Here is a 20,685-nt window from a genome sequence, read left to right as displayed (position 1 = left end):
GGGCCCGCTACCAGACTGCGAAGGAACGACCATGGCCTTTATCGAACGTGAAACCCCCGGCGCCGGCGACGCGGCACAGATCGCCGAACTGCAGCGGCTGCTCGCCGCCCAGCGCCGCGCCTTCCTCGCCGAGCCGATGCCCAGCCTGGCCCAGCGCCTGGCGCTGCTCGGCACCCTGGCGAACATGCTGCTGGCCAACCGCACGCGCATCCAGGAGGCCATCGCCAGCGACTTCGGCAGCCACCCGCGGCAGTTCGCCGACCTGGTGGAATGCCTGGGCGTGGCGGGGCGCGCGCAGTACGCCGCCGAGCACCTGGTGAGCTGGATGAAGCCCCAGGCGCGGGCCCTGGACCCGGCCCTGTACGGCAGCGCCAACGCCTATGTGCAGCCGCAGCCCAAGGGCGTGATCGGCAACATGGCGCCGTGGAACTTCCCCTTCGACATCGGCCTGGGGCCGGTGGTGGAGATGCTCGCCGCCGGCAACCGGGTGATCGTCAAGCCTTCCGACCTGGCCCCGGCCTGCAGCGAACTGCTGCTGGAGATGCTCGCCAGCCACTTCGACGCCGAGCAGCTCACCGCCGTGGCCGGCGGCCTCGACCTGGCCCGGGCCTTCGCCGAACAGCCCTGGGACCACCTGATGTACACCGGCAGCACCGAGGTCGGCCGTCAGGTGGCGGTGGCCGCGGCGCACAACCTGGTGCCGGTGACCCTGGAGCTGGGCGGCAAGTGCCCGGCGATCATCGCCCCCGGCGGCCTGGACGAAGCCGCGGTGGAGCAGATCGTCGGCTGCAAGACCATCAAGAACGGGCAGATGTGCGTGACCGTGGACTACGTGCTGGTCCACGAGGATGACCGCGAGCGTTTCGTCCAGATGGTCGGCACCTTGCTGGACAGCCGCCTGCCGGGCTATGCCAGCCGCGCCGACACCACCGGCATCATCAACGCGCGGCACCTGCAGCGTCTGCTTGGCTACCTCGACGACGCCCGCGCCAGGGGCGCCAGCCTGGTGCAGTTCGGCGGCGAGGCACAGCCGCAGGCGCGGCGCCTGCCCTTCACCCTGGCCCTGGACGTGGACGACGGCATGCAGCTGATGCAGCGGGAGATCTTCGGTCCGATCCTGCCGGTGCTGACCTACCGCGAGCTGGACCAGGCCATCGCCTACGTCAACGCCCACGAGCGGCCGCTGGGTATCTACGTGTTCTCGGCCCACCCGGCCAGCGCCCACCGGGTGCTCGGCCGCACCGTTTCCGGCGGCGCCTGCATCAACTGCGCGGCGCTGCAGGCCGCGGTGCCCAGCCTGCCGTTCGGCGGCATCGGCAAGAGCGGCAGCGGGCGCCACCACGGCCATGAAGGCTTCCTCGAATTCTCCAACCTGCGCTCGGTGGTCGAGCGCGGCCAAGACGACCTGGTACGCGCCATGTTCGCCCCCTACGGCGAACTGGCCGACGCCCTGATCGCCGCTGCCACCGGCGGTTGAGGGGAGGGGTTCGCGCCGGCCCGGCGGGCCGCGCGGCACATGCCAACCCCGCCGCGGCCGGGCCGCGGCGGACGTGGATCGAGTCATCCATCAAGGAGCGCCAAATGATAAGAACAATAAGGTTCGCCGGCTTCAGCCCGAAGATACTGGCGGTGGTGGTGGGCGTCGGCGTCAGTGCCGAGGCCTCGGCGGTCAATTTCAACATCGGCGAGATCCAGGGGCAGTTCGACTCCTCGCTGTCCATCGGCGCCAGCTGGAGCACCCAGAGTCCCAAGCAGGACCTGATCGGCGCGGCCAACGGCGGCCACGGCTTCACCCAGACCAACGACGACGGCCGGCTGAACTTCAAAAAGGGCGAGACCTTCTCGAAGATCTTCAAGGGCATCCACGACCTGGAGCTGAAGTACGGCGACTTCGGCGTCTTCACCCGCGGCAAGTACTGGTACGACTTCGAGCTCAAGGACGAAAGCCGCCAGTGGAAGGACATCGACGACCACGGCCGCAAGGAGGGCGCCAAGTCCTCCGGCTTCCAGCTGCTCGACGCCTTCGGCTACTACAACTACAGCATCGCCGAGAAGCCCGGCAGCGTGCGCCTGGGCAAGCAGGTGGTGAGCTGGGGCGAGAGCACCTTCATCCTCAACTCGATCAACAGCATCAACCCCATCGACGTCGCCGCCTTCCGCCGCCCCGGCGCCGAGATCAAGGAAGGCCTGATCCCGGTGAACATGGCCTTCATCTCCCAGGGCCTGACCGACCAGCTGTCGATGGAAGCCTTCTACCAGCTGGAGTGGGACCAGACCGTCATCGACAACTGCGGTACCTTCTTCTCCACCACCGACGTGGCCGCCGACGGCTGCCGGAACAACTACAACATCCTCGACCCGGCCTCGGTCAACGCGCTCAACGCGCCGGCGACCAAGGCCGTGCTCAACTCCCTGGGCGTCACCGTCACCCCCGAGGGCCTGATGGTGCCGCGCGGCGCCGACCGCGACGCGCGTGACTCCGGGCAGTGGGGCCTGGCCCTGCGCTGGCTGGGCGACAACACCGAGTACGGCGCCTACTTCATGAACTACCACAGCCGCACGCCCATCGTCAGCATGCAGAACGCCAACCGCGGCGACATCGGCAATGCCCTGCTGGCGCTTTCCAGCCCGGCCACCGCGGCGCTGGCCCAGCCGATCCTGCTCGGCCGCGGCAGCTACTTCCTCGAATACCCCGAGGACATCCGCCTGTACGGCCTGAGCTTCTCCACCACGCTGCCCACCGGCACCGCCTGGAGCGGCGAGATCAGCTACCGGCCGAACATGCCGCTGCAGACCAACACCACCGACCTCACCCCGTTGCTGGCCACCACCGTGGCCGGCGGCTTCGCCAGCGGCGGCGTGGCCGGCGCGCTGGGGGCGGCCGGGCAGGTCAGCCACGGCTACATCCGCAAGGAAGTCACCCAGGCGCAGACCACCTTCACCCAGTTCTTCGACCAGGTGATGGGCGCCGAGCGCCTGACCCTGGTGGGCGAGCTGGGCCTGACCTACGTCGGCGGCATGACCGACGACGTCGGCGAGCGCTACGGCCGCGACGCCGTCTACGGCGTGCCGGAAAACCCGGCGGCGGCCAGCCGCTACGGCAGCCACGGCTTCTACACCTCGTCGTCCTGGGGCTACCGCGCGCGGGCCATCTGGGACTACCCCAACGTCATCGCCGGCATCAACCTTAAGCCCAACCTGGCCTGGTCCCACGACGTCGACGGCTACGGTCCGGTGTTCAACGAGGGCAGCAAGGCCGCCAGCATCGGCCTGGACGCCGACTACCAGAACACCTACACCGCCAGCCTTTCCTACACCAACTTCTTCGGCGGCGATTACAACACCATCAGCGACCGCGACTTCGTCGCGCTCAGCTTCGGCGTGAACTTCTGAGGAGGGACCCTGCATGAACAAGCCCAAGATACAGTTGCACGGCATCGCCCTGGTCCTGAGCCTGCTGGCGGGCCACGCGCTGGCGGCGGCCACGCCGGACGAGCTGGCCAAGCTCGGCACTTCGCTGACGCCGCTGGGCGCGGAGAAGGCCGGCAACGCCGACGGCAGCATCCCGGCCTGGACCGGCGGCCTCAAGCCCGACGCCGCGCCGGTGACCGCCAATGGCTTCCTCGGCGACCCCTACGCCGGCGAGCAGCCGCTGTTCACCATCACCGCGAAGAACCTCGAGCAGTACCGCGCGCGCCTGTCCGAGGGGCAGCTGGCGATGTTCCAGCGCTACCCGGACAGCTACCGCATGCCGGTGTACACCAGCCACCGCTCCAACGCGGTGCCCGAGGCGATCTACGCGGCGGCGAAGGTCAGCGCCCAGAAGACCCGCCTGATCCCCAGCGGCAACGGCCTGGAAGGCTTCACCGACAGCCGCTACTACGCCTTCCCCATCCCCCACGACGGCCTGGAAGTGGTGTGGAACCACATCACCCGCTACCGCGGCGGCAACCTGCGGCGCCTGTACGTGCAGGCCGCGCCGCAGGTCAACGGCAGCTACAGCCTGGTCAACTTCGAGGACGAGGTGGCCTTCCCCGACAAGATGCCCGACCTGCCGGCGGACACCGCCGCCAACGCGCTGCTGTACTTCAAGCAGCAGATCACCGCGCCGGCGCGCCTGGCCGGCAACGTGCTGCTGGTGCACGACTTCCTCGACCAGGTGAAGCAGCCGCGCATGGCCTGGATCTACAACGCCGGCCAGCGCCGCGTGCGCCGCGCCCCGCAGGTGGCCTACGACGGCCCCGGCACCGCCGCCGACGGCCTGCGCACCTCGGACAACTTCGACATGTACAACGGCGCGCCGGACCGTTACGACTGGAAGCTGATCGGCAAGAAGGAGCTGTACATCCCCTACAACAACTTCCGCCTGGCCGCGCCGACGGTGAAGTACGCCGACATCCTCAAGGCCGGCCACACCAACCCGGAGCTGGCGCGCTACGAACTGCACCGGGTGTGGGTGGTGGAGGCGACGCTGAAGAGCGGCGAGCGCAACATCTACGCCAAGCGCCGCTTCTACCTCGACGAGGACAGCTGGCAGATCGCGATGTCCGACCTCTACGACGGCCGCGGCCAGCTGTGGCGGGTCGGCCGCGCCATGCTGATGCCCTACTACCAGCGCGAAGTGCCGGCCTACGCCTTCGAGGAACTCGACGACCTGATCGCCGGGCGCTACATCGTCACCGGCCTGAGCAACGAGGAGAAGACCTTCGTGCAGTTCGACCTCAAGGCCTCGCCGGCCGACTTCACCCCCTCGGCGCTGCGCAGCACCGGGGTGCGCTGAAACCCGGCCACCGCCCTGCGCGCGCAAGCGGGCAGGGCGGTGGCGCCTTGCTCGCCAGCGTGGCGTTCAGGCCTGGCCGGCGCCAAGCTCCGCCACTACCAGGTCGACGAAGCTGCGCAGCTTCGGCGGCATGCGCCGGTCGCTGGCGTACAGCAGGTGCACCGGCCGCGCCGGCATCTGCAGCTGGGGGAACAGCCGCACCAGGCTGCCCCGGCGCAGGTCTTCGGCGAGCATCGCCTCGGCGCCGAGGAGGATGCCCAAGCCGTCGCGCGCCGCGGCTCGCTGGGCGCGCGCGTCGTTGACCTGGAAGCGGCTGCCGCGGGAGAAGTACTGCAGGCTTTCGCTGTCGAGCATCAGCCAGTCGCTGGCCGCTGCGGGCGATTGGAAGGTGAAGCCCAGGCACTGGTGCCGGGCCAGCTCGGCCGGGGCATGTGGCGTGCCGTGCTCGGCCAGGTAGTCCGGCGAGGCGCAGGCCACCAGCCGGTAGGGCGCCAGCGGCCGGGCCACCAGGCTGGAGTCGCCCAGGGTGCCGATGCGGATGACCGCCTCGAAGCCGTCGTCGATCAGGTCCACCAGGCGGTCGTTGAGCGACAGTTCCACCTGCACCTCGGGGTGCGCGCGCAGGTAGCGGCCGAGCAGCGGCAGCAGGCAGTAGGTGCCGTAGGTCACCGGAGCGCTGATGCGCAGGCGCCCGCGCGGCACCGCGCTGTGGTTCAGGGCCAGGGCGTCGGCCGCTTCCGCCTCGGCCAGCACCAGCTTGCAGCGTTCGTAGTACTGCTGGCCGACCTCGGTGAGGCTCTGCCGGCGGGTGGTGCGGTTGAGCAGCTTGACGCCCAGGCGCTCCTCCAGTGCGCCGACGTGCTTGCCGACCATCTGCGAGGACATGCCCAGGGCCGCGCCGGCGGCGGAGAAGGAGCCGCTGTCGGCGGCCTTGACGAATACCGCCATGCTTTGCAGACGATCCATGATTCAAAACTCGCGATTCAAAACCAATGGTTTCGGCAGTTGCAAATGGAGGCCGATTTTTCCGCCTCCAAGTTTCAAATAGCATCCTGGCTTCCGGGTTGGCTGGCAAGCGCCAGCCGCCCCCCACCGAGAACGGACAACGGGAGACAGGCGATGCGTATCGGAATCATCGGGGCGGGCTTCATCGGCCGCGCCCTGGCAGAACTGGGCGTGAAGAACGGCTACGAGGTGATGCTCAGCAACTCCCGTGGCCCGCACACATTGACCAGCACCATGATCGCCCTGGGCTGCCGGATCGGCAGCGTGGAGCAGGCCGCCAGCTTCGGCGACCTGTTGCTGCTGGCCATACCCTTCGGCCGCTACCGCGAGCTGCCGGCCCAGGCCTTCGCCGGCAAGATCGTGCTGGACGCCAACAACTACTACCCGCAGCGCGACGGCCAGTTCGCCGAGCTGGACAGCCAGGCGACCACCACCAGCGAACTGCTGGCGCAGCACCTGCAAGGCGCCCGCGTGGTCAAGGCCTTCAACGCCATCCTCGAACGCGACCTGGTGGCCGACGCGCGGCCCGCCGGCGCCGCCGACCGCCGCGCGCTGCCGATCGCCGGGGACGATGCGCAGGCCAAGCAGGCGGCCGCTGAACTGCACGAGCGCTTCGGCTACGACGTGGTCGACGCCGGCCCCCTAGCCGAGGGCTGGCGTTTCGAACGCGCCCGCCCGGCCTACTGCCGGCGCCTGGACAGCGCCGGCCTGCGCGCCGCGCTGGCCGATACCGGGCCCAACCAGGCCGAAGGCGCCTGGCGCAGCTGACGCGGCGCGGGGGAGGGCTCTGGCGCGGGGGATTCTGGTTTGCCCAGAGTGACTCCGATAGTATGGGCGGCATGCCCAAGAGTCCCTCCGCACCGCCCGCCGCCAGGCCCTCCCGGCCTGTTTCGCCGCAGGAAAAGATCGCTTTCGTACCGCTGCCCAGCTGGATCCAGGCAGCGGCGCGCTGCGGTTTCGCCATCGACCCCATCCTCCGCGAGATCGGCGTGCGGGTGGATGGCATCCGCCTCAACGAGGTCAGCATCAGCCTGGCCCAGTCCAGCCGGCTGATCGAGGCCTGCGTCGCCCGCTCCGAGGCGGCCAGGGCGCGTGGCGAGCATTTCCCCTTCGTCTTCGGCGAGTCCTTCGCCTTCGGCTCGATCCCCGAGATCGAGACCTACCTGGCCACCTGCACCACGCTGCGCAAGGCGCTGCGCGCGCTGGACTGGGTCAGCGAGCTGATGAGCCAGAGCCTGCGCATGACCCTGCACGAAAGCAGCCGCTACGCCCAGCTGCGTATCGACCTGGGCGACTACCAGGCCTGGCCGGCGCCGACGCGCTACTTCACCGAGGCCTGGCTGGCCTCGATGCTGCGCTTCACCCGCACGCTGATCGGCCGCAACGCCGTGGAACGCGTGCTGGTGCGCCATGCCGCGCCGGAGTATGGCGAACTCTATGCCCGCCACTTCGCTGCCGAAGTGCGTTTCGAGCAGCCCTGCAACGCCATCGTGCTGCCCCGCGAACTGCTCGACCAGCCGCTGTTCGGCGCCTTGCCCGAACTGCATCGGCAGGCCGAGGTGAGCATCGAGCAACGGGTTTCCCGGCTGACCTCGCAGGTAGGCATCAGCGGCCAGCTGGAACGGCTCTTCGGCGAGCGCCCGGCCTTGCTCAGCCTGGGCATCGAGGGCAGCGCCGAGGAACTCGGCATGCAGGTGCGCACCCTGCAGCGGCGCCTGCAGAGCGAGGGCGAGAGCTTCGCCGCGCTGCAGGCGCGCCTGCGCTTCCGCCAGGCCAGCAAGCTGCTGCGCGAAACCGACCTGGACCTGGACAGCATCAGCGAGCGCCTCGGTTTCTCCGAACGGCGCGCCTTCACCCGGGCCTTCAGCCGCTGGGCCGGCATGTCGCCCAGCGTCTTCCGGCGTTCGCAGAAGGGCTGAGGGCCCGGCTGGCAGCGACCGCCTTCGACTGTCGTCTTCGGTCCCCTGGGCGTCGCGGGCGGTCCTAGTTGCGCCCCGGGCCTGGCCCTATCGTTCTGCCACACCCCCGCCGGCCAGGCGGGCGGTGCCAGAACAATAAGAGGCCCAGCCTCAGGAGCGCCGAATGACAAGAACAAATCGGCAGGCCAACCTTGCGTCGCAGGTACTGACCTTCTCGGTCGTACTGGGATTGGCCGCCCCCGCCCATGCCTACAACTTCACCCTCGGCGAGATCGAAGGCCAGCTCGACTCCTCGCTTTCCTTCGGCGCCAGCTGGGGGACCTCGAAAATCGACAGGAACCTGGTCGGCATCAACAACGGCGGGCGCGGCCCGACCGCCACCGGCGACGACGGCCGCCTCAACTTCAAGCGCGGCGAGACCTTCTCGAAGATCTTCAAAGGCATCCACGACCTGGAGCTGAAGTACGGCGACTACGGCGCGCTGCTGCGCGGCCGCTACTGGTACGACTTCGAACTCAAGGACGAAAACCGGCCCTGGAAGGACATCGACGACCACGGCCGCGACGAGGGCGCCAAGGCCTCCGGCGGCGAAATCCTCGACGCCTTCGTCTACCGCAACTACGACATCGGCGGGCAGCCCGGCGCGGTGCGCCTGGGCAAGCAGGTGGTGAGCTGGGGCGAGAGCACCTTCATCGCCAACGGCATCAACGCCATCAACCCGGTGGACGTTTCCGCCCTGCGCCGCCCCGGCGCCGAGGTCAAGGAAGCGCTGATCCCGGTGAACATGCTCTCGCTGTCGCAGAGCCTCGGCGACTCGCTGAGCGTCGACGGCTTCTACCAGCTGGAATGGCAGAAGACCGTGGTCGACAACTGCGGCACCTTCTTCTCCAGCTCCGACGTGGTGGCCAAGGGCTGCAACGACAACAACCGCGTCGGCTCGCCGGCCATCGCGCCCCTGGAGCCCCTGGCGCGGGCCTTCGGCATCGGCTTCGACGTCGACGCCGAGGGCGTCGCCATCCCCCGCGGCAAGGACCGCGAGGCGCGCGACTCCGGGCAGTGGGGCCTGGCCCTGCGCTGGCAGACCGACAACGTCGAGTACGGCGGCTACTTCATCAACTACCACAGCCGCACGCCGTTCCTCTCCACCCGGACGCCCAGCGGCCTGCTCGCGGTGGCCGCCAACCCGGCCTTCAACGCTGCCGCAGGGCCCCTGGCCGGCGGCCTGCTGCAGAGCGCCGCGCTGGGCACCGGCCAGTATTTCCTCGAATACCCGGAAAACATCCGCCTCTACGGCCTGAGCTTCGCCACCACGCTGCCCACCGGCACCGCCTGGAGCGGCGAGATCAGCTACCGGCCCAACGCGCCGCTGCAGATCAACACCACCGACCTGCCGCGGGCGCTGCTCAACCCCATCAGCGGCGGCCTCGCCTCGCCAACCATCCCCACCAGCGAGGGCGCCTACAACCAGGGCTACCGGCGCAAGGAGATCACCCAACTGCAGACCACCTTCACCCACTTCTTCGACCAGGTGATGGGCGCCGAGCGCCTGACCCTGGTGGGCGAGGTGGCCTACGACCACGTCGGCGGCCTGGAGAGCACCCACGACCTGCGCTACGGCCGCGACCCCAACTTCGGCAGCGTCGACGACCCGGCGCAGCGCGCCGAGTTCGGCACCGCCGGCTTCGTCACCCGCGACTCCTGGGGCTACCGCGTGCGCGCGCTGTGGGACTACAACAACGTGTTCGCCGGGGTGAACCTCAAGCCCAACCTGGCCTGGTCCCAGGACGTCGACGGCTACGGCCCCAACGGGCAGTTCAACCAGGGCGCCAAGGCCGCCAGCGTCGGCCTGGACGCGGACTACCTGAACACCTACACGGCCAGCCTTTCCTACACCAACTTCTTCGACGGCAAGTACAACACCCAGGGCGATCGCGACTTCCTCGCGCTCAGCTTCGGCGTGAACTTCTGAGGAGCCACAGATGCGTGCAACAACCCGATGGTTCGCTTCCCTGACCCTTTCCCTGCTGGCCACCAGCGTGCTGGCCGCGGCCACCCCCGACGAGGCCGCCAAACTCGGTAGCAGCCTCACCCCGCTGGGCGCGGAGAAGGCCGGCAACGCCGACGGCAGCATCCCGGCGTGGACCGGCGGCCTGCCGACCGATGCCGCGCCGATCGCCGCCGGCGGCTTCGTCGGCGACCCCTATGCCGGCGAGAAGCCGCTGTTCGTGATCACCGCGCAGAACCTGCAGCAGTACCGCGGCAAACTCACCGAGGGCCAGCTGGCGCTGTTCCAGCGCTACCCGGACAGCTACCGCATCCCGGTGTACAGCAGCCACCGCAGCGCGGCGCTGCCGCAGAAGATCTACGACCTGGCCAAGGTCAGCGCCCAGCGCACCAGGCTGGTGGAGGGCGGCAGCGGCCTGGCCGACTTCACCGACAGCCGCTATTACGCCTTCCCCATCCCGCACAACGGCCTGGAGGTGATCTGGAACCACATCACCCGCTACCGCGGCGGCACCTTGCGGCGCTCCATCGTGCAGGCGGCGCCGCAGACCAATGGCGAATACAGCCTGGTCAACTTCGAGGACGAGATCGCCATGCCCGACGGCCTGTCCGACCTGCCGGCGGACAAGGCGGCCAACCTGCTCTTCTACTACAAGCAGAAGGTCACCGCGCCGGCGCGCCTGGCCGGCAACGTGTCGCTGGTGGCCGAGACCATCGACCAGGTTAAGGAGCCGCGCCTGGCCTGGGTCTACAACGCCGGCCAGCGCCGCGTGCGGCGCGCCCCGCAGATCGCCTACGACGGCCCCGGCACCGCCGCCGACGGCCTGCGCACCTCGGACAACCTGGACATGTTCAACGGCGCGCCGGACCGCTACGAGTGGAAGCTGCTGGGCAAGCGGGAAATCTACATTCCCTACAACAACTACCGGCTGGCCTCGCCGCAGCTGAAATACGCCGACATCCTCAAGCCCGGGCACATCAACCAGGACCTGACGCGCTACGAGCTGCACCGCGTGTGGGTGGTGGAAGCGAGCCTGAAGAGCGGCGAGCGCAACATCTACGCCAAGCGCCGCTTCTACCTCGACGAGGACAGCTGGCAGATCGCCGAGTCGGAGCTCTACGACGGCCGCGGCCAGCTCTGGCGGGTGGGCGAGGCGCAGTTGTACCAGCAGTACGACAAGCAGATCCCGGTGTACGCCCTGGAAGCCTTGTATGACCTGATCGCCGGGCGCTACATCGCCATCGGCCTGGGCAACGAGGAAAAGGCGCCTGTGCAATACGGGATCGAGCTTTCTTCCAGTGACTTCAGTACAGCAGCACTGCGCAACGACGGCGTGCGCTAAGGGAGGCGATATGTTTCTGAGTATCCAGCAGGCCCGCGAACTGGCCGAAGCCGGCATGCGCGGTTGCGGCCACAGCGCCGAAGAGGCGAGGGTGATCGCCGACCACCTGATCGACTGCGAACTGCGCGGGCTGTCCTATGGCGGCCTGCCGCGGGCGCTGTCGATCATCGAGCGGATCGCCGCCAGCCCCACGCCGCCGCGGCCGATCCGCATCGAGCGGGAAAGCGCGGTGTCGGCGGCCATCGACGGCGGCGACCAGGTCGGCTACCTGGTCGCCCAGCGCGCCACCGACCTGGCCATCGCCAAGGCCCGCGACAGCGGCGTGGCCGTGGTCGGCGCCCGCCAGACCTGGTACACGGGGATGTTCTCCTACTACCTGGAACAGGTCACCGGCGCCGGCTTCGCCGGCATGATCGCCGGCAGCGGCGGGCACATAGTGGCGCCCCACGGCGGCACCGAAAAGCGCTTCGGCACCAACCCCATCGCCTTCGGCTTCCCCACCCCGGCGGCGCCGATGATCTGGGACATCGGCACCTCCAGCGTGATGCTCGCCGAGGTGCTGCTGAAGCTGCGCCTGGGCGAGCAGCTGGCGCCGGGCCTGGCCTTCGACGGGCAAGGCCAGCCGACCCGCGAACCGGCCGAAGCCCTGGCCGGCGCCTTCAGCGTCTGGGGCGGCCACAAGGGCTCGGGCCTGGCGCTGGTGGTGCAGCTGCTGGGCATGCTCTGCGGCGCCGCGGCGGCCCCCGAAGGGCTGCGCGACTGCGGCTTCTTCCTGCTGGTGGTGGACCCCGGCCTGTTCGGCGAGCGCGAGGCGTTCCGGCAGAGGGTGGGCGAGTATCTGGAAAGCCTGCGTGCGACTCGTCCGCTGGAGGAGGGTAGGCCGGTGAGGGTGCCGTTCGAGCGGTCGGCGGCGGAGCGTGAGCGGCGGCTGGCGGAGGGGCGTGTCGAGGTGGAGGAGGTGGTGTATCAGGCTCTGGTGAAGGTCGCTGGGACTGGAGGGTGAGGGAAGGGGAGTATGGTTTGGCGCTGGAGCGGTGTTGACGTCCGCAACCCTCTCCCCAGCCCTCTCCCTGAAGGGAGAGGGGGCCGTTCGGTGTGTGCGGGAAGTCAGCAGTTATCCTGATACTCCTTTCGCTCTTGAAACCTCCGTTGTTCCAGGATGACACCAAGCCCCAAATCCGCTCAGGACAGCCCCCTCTCCCTTTAGGGAGAGGGTTGGGGAGAGGGGCGGAGTCCACCCAGCACACCGCAACCACCGGCGAACACCTTTCGCGAGCAAGCTCGCTCCTACAACTGCAGGAATACACCAACGTAGGATGGGTTGAGCGAAGCGATACCCATCGCCACGACCGCATGGGTTTCGCCAAGGCTCAACCCATCCTACGAAAAGCAGCGCACAAACGCCGTTTCCCACCCCTGGGAAACGGCGTTTTCATTTGCCCGCCATACCCTGCATCGAGAACCTTCCAGTCTGTCGTCTTCGGTCCCCTGTCCGTCGTGGCCTGTCCTATGGAGCCCCGCGGCCGCGCCCTATAGTCGCCTCAAGCTCATCGCCGCTCCCCGTGGCGGCGATGCCCCATAACAACAACGAGGAACGGCAGCAGATGGTCAAGATATTCACCGTGGACAGTCCCTTCGAGAACAACGTCCCCAGCCCCGAGGCACTGGCGCGCCAGGCGCGCAAATGGGAGGCGGCGGAGGTCATCGACTACGTACTCTGCGGCTATTCGTCCCTGTGGCCGCACAACCTGGTGACTTCGCCGCTGCTGTTCGCCGAAAGCAGCCGCGTCAAGCTGATCGTCGCCCACCGCCCGGGGGTCATGCACCCGGCCGCCGCGGCGCGCTGCTTCGCCACCATGGACGTGATGTCCGGCGCGCGCCTGGCGATCAACTTCGTCACCGGCTCCTCGGACAAGGACGTGCACCGCGAGGGCGACTACGCCGACAAGGCCACCCGCTACGAGCGCGCCGGCGAGTACGTGGAAGTGATGAAGCGCTGCTGGAGCGAGCCGAAGTCCTTCGACTACCAGGGCGAGTTCTACCGCGCCGAGGCGGTGCGCCAGCTGCTGCGTCCGCTGAAGAACCACGTGCCGGTGTTCATGGGCGGCGACAGCGACGCGGCCATCGAATTCGGCGCCCGCCATGCCGACACCTACATGCTCTGGGGCGAGCCCCTGGCCGGCACCCGCGAGCGTATCGAGCGGGTGCTCGCCGCCGCCGAGAAGCATGGGCGCAAGCCGGAATTCTCGCTGAGCCTGCGGCTGTTCCTGGGCGACACCGACGAGGCCGCCTGGGCCGCCGCCCACGCCGCCGAGGACACCATCCTCGCCGCCCAGGGCAGCAACCGCTTCGCCCGCTCCAGCGCCGGCGACACCTCGGTGGGGCGCGAGCGCCAGTTGTCGCTGACCAACGCCGACGTCCACGACGACTGCTTCTGGAGCGGGCTGGTCAAGCTGCTCGGCGGCTTCGCCAACTCGGCGGCGCTGGTCGGTACCCCGGACCGCGTCATGGCCACCCTCAAGCAGTACCACGCCCTGGGCATCGGCGCCTTCCTCTTCACCGGCGGCGCCGATGGCCTATGGGAACCGTCGCTGAAGGACTTCCTGGTGCGCGTCAAGCAGGAGCTGCAATGAAGCCGGTGCGCCTTCGCGACATCTCGCCGCGCCTGGCCTTCCAGGCACGGCCGGCGAGCACCGCGCAGAAGATCGAGCTGGTCGACCGCCTGAGCGCGGCCGGGATGCGCGCCATCGAGGTGTCGTCCTTCGTCCACCCGAAGCTGGTGCCCGGGCTGGCCGACGCCGAGCAGGTGTTCGCCGGCGTGCAGCGCCGCGAGGGGCTGTCGCTGGAGTGCTGCGTGGGCAACCTCACCGGGCTCAAGCGCGCCATCGACGCCGGCGCCCACGTCGCCTGGTTCCTGCTGGCCGCCGACGAAGCCTTCGCCCGCGCCAACATCGGCCGCTCCATCGACGATTCCCTGCTTGAGCTTGAGAAGATGCGCGAGCTGGCCGAGGGCACCGGCACCGGCCTGGGCACCTATATCATCGCCGCCTTCGGCGGGCCCATCGGCCTGCCGCGCGGCCCGGCCAGCGTGCGGCCGCTGGCCGAGCGCCTGCTGGCCATGGGCGTCGAGCACTGGATCCTGGCCGACTCCTGCGGCTACGCGGCGCCGCCGCAGGTGCGCGCCATGGTCGAGTTCGCCGCCGGGCTCACCGGCATCGACCGGCTCAACGTGCAGGTCCACGACAGCCGCGGCATGGGCGTGGCCAACGTCGCCGAGCTGGCGCGCCTGGGCGTGGCCAACATCGACACCGCCCTGGCCGGCTCCGGCGGCCATCCGGCGGCGCCGGGGGCCTCGGTGGGTGGCGTCTGCACCGAGGACGCGGTGCAATTGCTGGAGCTGATGGGCGTGGACACCGGGCTGGACCTGGGCGCGCTGATCGACACGGCGAACTGGCTGGACGCTATCCTCGGCGCAGGCGAGAAGGGTTTCACCCGGCGCGTCGGCAAGGTACCGCTGGACCAGGCCGAGCTGGAAGTCTTCCGCAAGGCCCAGGGTACCTTCGACTGGGCCAGGCGATAGAACACAGGGCCTGCGTGCCCGGCCGCCAGGCGCCACAGAGCGCCGCCGGCCGGTAGCCCACGAAACATGCGCCCGGTATGCCGGGCCACCATAACAACAAGAGGCGAATCCATGAACGTGCATGACTTAGAGGACCTTGGCGGCGGCACCCTGACCGGCCTGCTGGCCCGGCGCGCCCGGCAGGCGCCGGACAACCCGGCGCTGCTGTTCGAGGGCCGCGAGTACAGCTATGCCGAGCTGAACCGCGAGGCCGACCGGCTCGGCTCGGCGCTGATGGCGCAGGGCCTGGGCAAGGGCGACGTGCTGGGCGTGTTCCTCGGCAACCGTCCGGAATACCTGTTCACCACCCTCGGCTCGTCCCGCGCCGGGCTGGTCAACGTGTCGATCAACAACGCCTACAAGGGCGAATTCCTGCACTACGCCCTGGAGCATTCCGGGGTGCAGATACTCATTACCGACTCGCGCCTGGCCCAGGCCGTGGCCCAGCTCGACGAACTGCCGCCGACGTTGCGCACCCTGGTCTACCTCGGCGACGAAGCGCCAGGCATCGACGCGCCGGGGCTGCGGGTGCTGTCCTGGGCCGAGCTGCTCGCCGGCGCCAGCGACGCGCCGCAGTTCCCCCGCGTGGAATACCACGACATCGGCGCCATCAGCTTCACCTCCGGCACCACCGGCAAGAGCAAGGGCGTGGTCGCGCCGCACCTGCAGGGCGTGATCATGGCGCGGGAGACCGCCCAGGCCTTCGGCCTCACCCCGCGCGACCGGCTATACACCTGCATGCCGCTGTTCCACGGCATGGCCCAGGTGACCACCTGCGCCGCGGCCATCTACGCCGGCGCCTGCATCATCCTGTCGCCGCGCTTCAGCGTCAGCAACCTGTGGAACGAGGTGCGCGAAGCCCGCGCCACCCAGTTCAACGCCCTGGGCTCGATGCTGCACATGCTGTTGTCCACGCCGCCGTCGCCGCGCGACCGCGAGCACGACGTGCAGTTGGTGTTCGCCGCGCCCGCGCCAGCCGAGGTGCTCTACCGCTTCGAGGCGCGCTTCGGCGTGCACGTGCTCGAAGGCTATGGCCAGACCGAGATCAAGAACGTCCTGTACAACCCGCGCCAGGGCCGCAAGGTCGGCTCGCTGGGCAAGCCGACCGCCTCGTCGATCCTGGAAATCCACGACGAGCAGGGCAACCGCCTGGCGCCCGGCCAGGTCGGCGAGATCGTCTACCGCCCGCGGCTGCCGCACATCATGCTCAGCCACTACCACCGCAACCCGACCGCGACCCTGGAGAAGATGGCCGGCCTGTGGTGGCACACCGGCGACCTGGGCTCGATGGACGAGGACGGCTTCTTCTACTTCCACGACCGCAAGTCCGACTCGCTGCGCCGGCGCGGCGAGAACATCTCCTCGATGGAGCTGGAGCGCGCCCTGGCGGCCTTCCCCGGGGTGGTGGACGCGGCGGCCATCGGCGTGCGCTCGGACCTGGGCGAGGACGAGGTGATGGTGGTGGTGGAGCACCACGCCCCGCAGGCGCTGGACTTCAGCGCGCTGTTCCAGCACTGCGTGCGGCAACTGCCGCGCTTCATGGTGCCGCGCTACTACCGCGTGGTGCAGGTGCTGCCGCGCACGCCCACCGGCAAGGTGCTCAAGGTCCCCCTGCGCGAAGCCGGGCTGACCGCCGACACCTGGGACCACGTCGCCGTCGGCCTCACGGTTCCGCGCTGAGCCGCGGCTTTCCTCTTCGATCTCGCGGCCGCCCGGCGCGGCCCCTTGCAGGTATGACGACATGACTCTCTCCGTCGCTCCCTTCGACCAGCGGCAACTGCGCGACGTCCTCGGCACCTTCGTCACCGGCGTCACCGTGGTCACCACCCGCGACGCCCGGGGCGTGGCCCACGGCGTCACCGCCAACTCCTTCAGCTCGGTGTCCCTCGACCCGCCGCTGGTGCTCTGGAGCCAGGCGCTGACCTCGCGCAGCTTCGAGGCCTTCCGCGACAGCCGGCATTTCGCAGTGAACATCCTGGCCCACGACCAGGTGGCGCTTTCCGGGCACTTCGCCAAGTCCCGCGAGGACAAGTTCAACGGCGTCGAGCACCATGACGGCCACGGCGGCGCGCCGGTGCTGGCCGGCGCGGCGGCGCACCTGGAGTGCGAGCAGGTGGCCGCCTATCCCAGCGGCGACCACCTGATCTACATCGGCCGGGTGCTGCGCATCGGCCACGCCAACCGCCGGCCGCTGGCCTTCGCCGGCGGCCGCTACATGCTCGCGCATTCCTGGGACCTGGAGGCGTCCTACCTGCAGTTCGAACAGGCCCCGGCCTTGCCGCCGCAGGCCCTGCGCAACGTCGTCGCGGCGCTGCCGGAGCTGGCCGCGAGCCTGGGCGAGCACAGCCTGTGCCTGGCGGCCTGGGGCAACCGCGGGCCGGTGGCGCTGCACTGGGAGGCGTCGCGCCAGCCGGTCAGCGAGCACCTGGTCAGCGGCCTGGTCATGCCGGTCACCCGCTCGGCCACCGGCCAGGCCTTCGCCGCCTTCCTGCCGGAGGCCTGGACCACGCCCTTCATCGAGGAGGAACTGCGCCAGTTCGCCGAGCCCGGGCAGGGCCTGGAGGCGCGCCGCGAGCAGTTCCGCGCGGCCCTCGACGAGGTGCGCCAGCGCGGCCTGGCCCGCGAGCTGGGGCCGGCGCCGGCGCGTTTGCACAAAACCGCGGTGAATACTTTCAGCGCACCCATTCGCAACACGAATGGTGACATGATCATGGCGTTGACCTTGGCAGGCAGCCCGGCACGCCTGGGTGCAGACTGGGAGGGCGAGGTTCCCCGGCGCCTGCTCGCGGCCGCCGCCGAACTGTCCCGGCAACTCGGCCACCCGGCGGCGGGCTCCGCGGCCTTGCCGCGCTGAAGCCCGGCGTGCCGGTGTCCATGACAACAAGAACAAGGGAAACACCATGCAGCAGCACAGCCAGCAGGCGGACAATGCCTGGCGCATCCTCTTCCTGCTTTTCCTCGCCAACCTGTTCAATTTCTTCGACCGCACCATCCCGGCGATCCTGGTCGAGCCGATCCGCCACGAGTGGAACCTCAGCGACTTCCAGCTGGGCCTGGCCGGCACCGTGTTCACCCTGGTCTACGCCATCGCCGGCCTGCCCCTGGGGCGCATGGCCGACCGCGGCTCGCGCAGCCGCATCATGGGTTGGGGCCTGGCCACCTGGAGCGGGCTGACCGCGCTCAACGGGCTGGCCTGGAACTACACCAGCTTCCTGCTCATCCGCATGGGCATCGGTGTCGGCGAGGCCAGCTACGGGCCGGCCGCCAGCTCGCTGATCGGCGACCTGTTCCCGGCCCACAAGCGCGCCCGCGCCATGGGCATCTTCATGCTCGGCCTGCCGCTGGGGCTGATCCTGGCGTTCTTCACCACCGGCGCCATCGTCAAGGCCTTCGACAGCTGGCGCGCGCCTTTCTTCATCGCCGCGGTGCCGGGGCTGCTGCTGGCGTTCTTCACCCTGCGCATCCGCGAGCCGGCACGTGGCGCGGCCGACGGCGTGGTCGCCGACAGCACGCCGGTGGCGCGCCCCATGCGCCGGGTGCTGGCGATCCGTACCTTCTGGTGGCTGATCCTCGCCGGGCTGGCGTTCAACTTCGCCAGCTACGCCTGCAACTCGTTCATGGTGCCGCTGCTGCAGCGCTACTTCCTGCTGCCGCTGGAGCAGGCGGGCATCGCGACCGGGCTGATCGTCGGCCTGACCGGACTGATCGGCCTCACCGCCGGCGGCTGGGTCGCCGACTACCTGCACCAGCGCAGCCGCAGCGGGCGCCTGCTGTTCGCCGCCTTCAGCATGCTGGTGGCCGCGCTGGCCACCGGCGGCGCCTTGCTCGCCGGGCGCATCGATACCGGCCTGTTCATCGCCGTGTTCGGCGTCGGCTGGCTGTTCTCCTACGCCTTCTTCACCTGCGTCTACACGGCGATTCAGGACGTCATCGAGCCGCGCCTGCGGGCCACCGCGATGGCCCTGTACTTCATCTTCCTCTACCTGCTCGGCGGCGGCCTGGGGCCGATCGTGGTGGGCCTGCTCTCCGACCACTTCTCGCACCTGGCGATGCTCGCCGCCGGCACCGGGCAGATGCGCGAGGAGTTCCGCGCCCTGGGCCTGCACGACGCCATGTTGCTGATCCCGGTGTCGCTGCTGCTGTGCATGCTGGCACTGCTGATGGGGGCGCGCACCTACGCCGCCGATGCCCACCGGCAGAGCGCCGCGCTAAGCGAGGCCACGCCCCAGGGCGCCAGCTGAGGCCCGGTCGGCCGAGCGCCGCGGCCGACCAGCGCTCGGCCGGGCCACTGCTGTAGAGTACGCCTTCGCAAAGCTCCGCCCCGCGGAGCGCAAGGGCGTGATCGAAGGACGGCGCATGTCGAGCAGAAAGCCACACAACCAGCCCGGGGCGCCCGCGCCCCAAGCGGATGCCGGCGCGGCCACGCGCAACGCCAAGGCGCGTTCGCGCACCCGCGCCAAGCTGATCCGCGCGGCGCGCGAGGTCATGGGCCGGCAGGGCATCGAGGCCACCGCCATCGGCGAGATCACCGAGCGCGCCGAGCTGTCGCTGGGCTCGTTCTACAACTACTTCAGCAGCAAGGAAGCGATCGCCCGCGCGGTGTTCATCGAGGACGCCCTGGCCCTGGCGGACCTGCTGGACGCCGAGGCCGCGAACAGCCGCGACATCGTCGAGCAGGTCGGCCACAACATCCGCAGGACGCTGCACCATGCGCTGCACGACCCGGTGTGGGGCTGGTTCTTCATCCACTCGGCGCACAGCATCAACGACCTCGGCGCCACCCTCGGCAGCCGGCTGCTGCGGGACCTGCGCAGCGGCGCGCAGCAGGGATCGTTCGCCATTGCCGACGCGCAGGCCGCGGCCGACTGCATCATCGGCGGCTGCCTCTACCTGTTGCGGCAGATTCTCGAAGGCGAGCGGCAGGCCAGCGCCATCGAAGGCGCGGTGGAGTTCTTCCTGCTTGGCCTGGGCGTCGCGAAGGAAGAGGCCGGGCGGGTGGCGCACCGGCCGTTGGTAGCGGGTTCCAGCGCCTGAGGCTGGATGAAGGGAACCCCGCGCGGCTCGTGGCTGCGCGGGGGTGGGGCGAGGTCAGCGCGGTTCGGCGATGACGCGGTTCTCGATGTGGCCGATGCCGTCGATCTCCACGCGCATCACGTCGCCGACGGCGAGGAAGCGCGGCGGGTCCATGGCCAGGCCGATGCCGGCCGGGGTGCCGGTGATCAGGATGTCGCCGGGCTGCAGGGTCATCACCTGGCTGAGGTAGGCGATCTGCCTGGCGACGCTGTAGGTCATCTTCGAGGTGGAGGATTCCTGGCGCGTCTCGCCGTTGACCTGCAGGCGGATGTTCAGCGCCTGCGGGTCGGCGATCTCGTCGGCGGTGACGATCCACGGGCCGATCGGGCCGTGGGTGTCGAAGGACTTGCCGAGCGTCCAGGTCGGGCTCTTGGCCTGCCAGTCGCGCGCGCTGACGTCGTTGGCCACGAAGTAGCCGGCGACGTGTTCCAGGGCCTGTTCCTCATCGATGTAGCGCCCCGGCTTGCCGATCACCACGCCCAGCTCGGCCTCGTAGTCCATGCGCTCGCACACGGCGGGGTAGTGCACGTCGTCGAACGGGCCGGTGATGCAGGACACCTGCTTGCTGAACCACACCTGGGAGGTGGGGATGGGCACGCCGGCGCGGCGCGCTTCGGCTTCGTGGTCCTTGTAGTTCATGCCCAGGGCCATGAACTTGGACGGCCGCAGGATGGGCGCGCCCAGGCGCACCTCTTCCAGCGCCAGGCGGTTGCCGGCGTGGCCCTGCAGGGTGCGCGCGGCTTCCAGGGCCGCGGGCGAGGCGAGGATGTCGGCGACGTCGCGGGCGCCGGCGGGCAGCACTTCGGACAGGTCGATCAGGTACTGGCCCTCGACCTTGCCCAGGGAGGTGCGGCCGTTGTGGCTGTAGCGTGCGAGTTTCATGGGGTTTCCTCTTGTGCGTTGCCGCCCCGGGCGCTGGCCGGGGCGGGGCTGGGGTTGGTA

Annotated in this window: 16 protein-coding genes; 14 read left to right on the top strand and 2 right to left on the bottom strand. The window is 69.5% G+C overall.

The annotated features are described in order from the left end of the window. The first annotated feature begins 31 nt into the window (after positions 1–31). From FG99_RS19855 to FG99_RS19845, 3 genes are all read left to right on the top strand, one after another. Positions 32–1,477: an aldehyde dehydrogenase family protein gene (locus tag FG99_RS19855; protein ID WP_043272012.1), complete on the top strand. Its 1,446-nt coding sequence runs from the start codon at positions 32–34 to the stop codon at positions 1,475–1,477. Between the two features lie 104 nt (positions 1,478–1,581). Continuing rightward, on the top strand, positions 1,582–3,393 hold the full coding sequence (locus tag FG99_RS19850; protein ID WP_043272011.1) for a DUF1302 domain-containing protein: 1,812 nt from the start codon (positions 1,582–1,584) through the stop codon (positions 3,391–3,393). A 13-nt stretch (positions 3,394–3,406) separates the two neighbouring features. Then, positions 3,407–4,780 (top strand): DUF1329 domain-containing protein, encoded by a 1,374-nt coding sequence (locus tag FG99_RS19845; protein ID WP_043272010.1) that lies wholly within the window; start codon positions 3,407–3,409, stop codon positions 4,778–4,780. 66 nt (positions 4,781–4,846) lie between these two features. On the opposite strand, the gene FG99_RS19840 is transcribed toward FG99_RS19845, so the two are convergent. Continuing rightward, a complete protein-coding gene (locus tag FG99_RS19840) occupies positions 4,847–5,746 on the bottom strand; it encodes a LysR family transcriptional regulator (RefSeq protein WP_043272009.1) in 900 nt (299 codons plus the stop codon). 153 nt (positions 5,747–5,899) lie between these two features. Between FG99_RS19840 and FG99_RS19835 the strand changes: the two genes are divergently transcribed. From FG99_RS19835 to FG99_RS30835, 11 genes are all read left to right on the top strand, one after another. Beyond that, entirely contained in the window at positions 5,900–6,553 is a 654-nt protein-coding gene (locus tag FG99_RS19835; protein ID WP_009623032.1) for an NADPH-dependent F420 reductase, read from the top strand. 71 nt (positions 6,554–6,624) lie between these two features. After that, positions 6,625–7,704: an AraC family transcriptional regulator gene (locus FG99_RS30845; protein ID WP_161796256.1), complete on the top strand. Its 1,080-nt coding sequence runs from the start codon at positions 6,625–6,627 to the stop codon at positions 7,702–7,704. Positions 7,705–7,867: 163 nt separating this feature from the next. Then, the gene (locus FG99_RS19825; RefSeq protein WP_043272007.1) at positions 7,868–9,673 is read left to right on the top strand and encodes a DUF1302 domain-containing protein; all 1,806 of its coding nucleotides are present in this window, start codon (positions 7,868–7,870) and stop codon (positions 9,671–9,673) included. Between the two features lie 10 nt (positions 9,674–9,683). Next, on the top strand, positions 9,684–11,051 hold the full coding sequence (locus FG99_RS19820; RefSeq protein WP_043272005.1) for a DUF1329 domain-containing protein: 1,368 nt from the start codon (positions 9,684–9,686) through the stop codon (positions 11,049–11,051). 10 nt (positions 11,052–11,061) lie between these two features. After that, positions 11,062–12,054 (top strand): Ldh family oxidoreductase, encoded by a 993-nt coding sequence (locus tag FG99_RS19815; RefSeq protein WP_043272004.1) that lies wholly within the window; start codon positions 11,062–11,064, stop codon positions 12,052–12,054. Positions 12,055–12,622: 568 nt separating this feature from the next. Continuing rightward, positions 12,623–13,684 carry an LLM class flavin-dependent oxidoreductase gene (locus FG99_RS19810; RefSeq protein ID WP_197674138.1) on the top strand — a complete coding sequence of 354 codons (1,062 nt, stop codon included), beginning with the start codon at positions 12,623–12,625 and terminating at the stop codon, positions 13,682–13,684. Further along, on the top strand, positions 13,681–14,631 hold the full coding sequence (locus tag FG99_RS19805) for a beta/alpha barrel domain-containing protein (protein WP_043272002.1): 951 nt from the start codon (positions 13,681–13,683) through the stop codon (positions 14,629–14,631). The genes FG99_RS19810 and FG99_RS19805 overlap by 4 nt, the downstream gene beginning before the upstream one ends. Before the next feature lie 111 nt (positions 14,632–14,742). Then, the gene (locus FG99_RS19800) at positions 14,743–16,350 is read left to right on the top strand and encodes an AMP-binding protein (protein WP_043272000.1); all 1,608 of its coding nucleotides are present in this window, start codon (positions 14,743–14,745) and stop codon (positions 16,348–16,350) included. Positions 16,351–16,411: 61 nt separating this feature from the next. Next, a complete protein-coding gene (locus FG99_RS31485; protein WP_043271998.1) occupies positions 16,412–17,524 on the top strand; it encodes a flavin reductase in 1,113 nt (370 codons plus the stop codon). Positions 17,525–17,570: 46 nt separating this feature from the next. After that, positions 17,571–18,911: a spinster family MFS transporter gene (locus tag FG99_RS19790; protein WP_009623022.1), complete on the top strand. Its 1,341-nt coding sequence runs from the start codon at positions 17,571–17,573 to the stop codon at positions 18,909–18,911. A 115-nt stretch (positions 18,912–19,026) separates the two neighbouring features. Next, positions 19,027–19,704, top strand: coding sequence for a TetR/AcrR family transcriptional regulator (locus FG99_RS30835; protein ID WP_051879083.1), 678 nt, complete (start codon positions 19,027–19,029; stop codon positions 19,702–19,704). A gap of 54 nt (positions 19,705–19,758) precedes the next feature. Here the strand turns inward: FG99_RS30835 and FG99_RS19780 are convergent, their stop codons facing one another. Further along, a complete protein-coding gene (locus FG99_RS19780; protein WP_043271996.1) occupies positions 19,759–20,625 on the bottom strand; it encodes a fumarylacetoacetate hydrolase family protein in 867 nt (288 codons plus the stop codon). Positions 20,626–20,685: the final 60 nt, after the last annotated feature.

It is taken from the genome of Pseudomonas sp. AAC (assembly GCF_000725445.1).
Classification (GTDB): domain Bacteria; phylum Pseudomonadota; class Gammaproteobacteria; order Pseudomonadales; family Pseudomonadaceae; genus Pseudomonas; species Pseudomonas citronellolis.
This window is presented reverse-complemented; position numbering and strand designations above follow the sequence as displayed.

Excerpts from the sequence above, each read along its gene's own strand:
- FG99_RS19855 (WP_043272012.1), top strand. The coding sequence starts at position 32 with ATGGCCTTTATCGAACGTGAAACCCCCGGCGCCGGCGACGCGGCACAG.
- FG99_RS19850 (WP_043272011.1), top strand. The coding sequence starts at position 1,582 with ATGATAAGAACAATAAGGTTCGCCGGCTTCAGCCCGAAGATACTGGCG.
- FG99_RS19845 (WP_043272010.1), top strand. The coding sequence starts at position 3,407 with ATGAACAAGCCCAAGATACAGTTGCACGGCATCGCCCTGGTCCTGAGC.
- FG99_RS19840 (WP_043272009.1), bottom strand. The coding sequence starts at position 5,746 with ATGGATCGTCTGCAAAGCATGGCGGTATTCGTCAAGGCCGCCGACAGC.
- FG99_RS19835 (WP_009623032.1), top strand. The coding sequence starts at position 5,900 with ATGCGTATCGGAATCATCGGGGCGGGCTTCATCGGCCGCGCCCTGGCA.
- FG99_RS30845 (WP_161796256.1), top strand. The coding sequence starts at position 6,625 with ATGCCCAAGAGTCCCTCCGCACCGCCCGCCGCCAGGCCCTCCCGGCCT.
- FG99_RS19825 (WP_043272007.1), top strand. The coding sequence starts at position 7,868 with ATGACAAGAACAAATCGGCAGGCCAACCTTGCGTCGCAGGTACTGACC.
- FG99_RS19820 (WP_043272005.1), top strand. The coding sequence starts at position 9,684 with ATGCGTGCAACAACCCGATGGTTCGCTTCCCTGACCCTTTCCCTGCTG.
- FG99_RS19815 (WP_043272004.1), top strand. The coding sequence starts at position 11,062 with ATGTTTCTGAGTATCCAGCAGGCCCGCGAACTGGCCGAAGCCGGCATG.
- FG99_RS19810 (WP_197674138.1), top strand. The coding sequence starts at position 12,623 with ATGCCCCATAACAACAACGAGGAACGGCAGCAGATGGTCAAGATATTC.
- FG99_RS19805 (WP_043272002.1), top strand. The coding sequence starts at position 13,681 with ATGAAGCCGGTGCGCCTTCGCGACATCTCGCCGCGCCTGGCCTTCCAG.
- FG99_RS19800 (WP_043272000.1), top strand. The coding sequence starts at position 14,743 with ATGAACGTGCATGACTTAGAGGACCTTGGCGGCGGCACCCTGACCGGC.
- FG99_RS31485 (WP_043271998.1), top strand. The coding sequence starts at position 16,412 with ATGACTCTCTCCGTCGCTCCCTTCGACCAGCGGCAACTGCGCGACGTC.
- FG99_RS19790 (WP_009623022.1), top strand. The coding sequence starts at position 17,571 with ATGCAGCAGCACAGCCAGCAGGCGGACAATGCCTGGCGCATCCTCTTC.
- FG99_RS30835 (WP_051879083.1), top strand. The coding sequence starts at position 19,027 with ATGTCGAGCAGAAAGCCACACAACCAGCCCGGGGCGCCCGCGCCCCAA.
- FG99_RS19780 (WP_043271996.1), bottom strand. The coding sequence starts at position 20,625 with ATGAAACTCGCACGCTACAGCCACAACGGCCGCACCTCCCTGGGCAAG.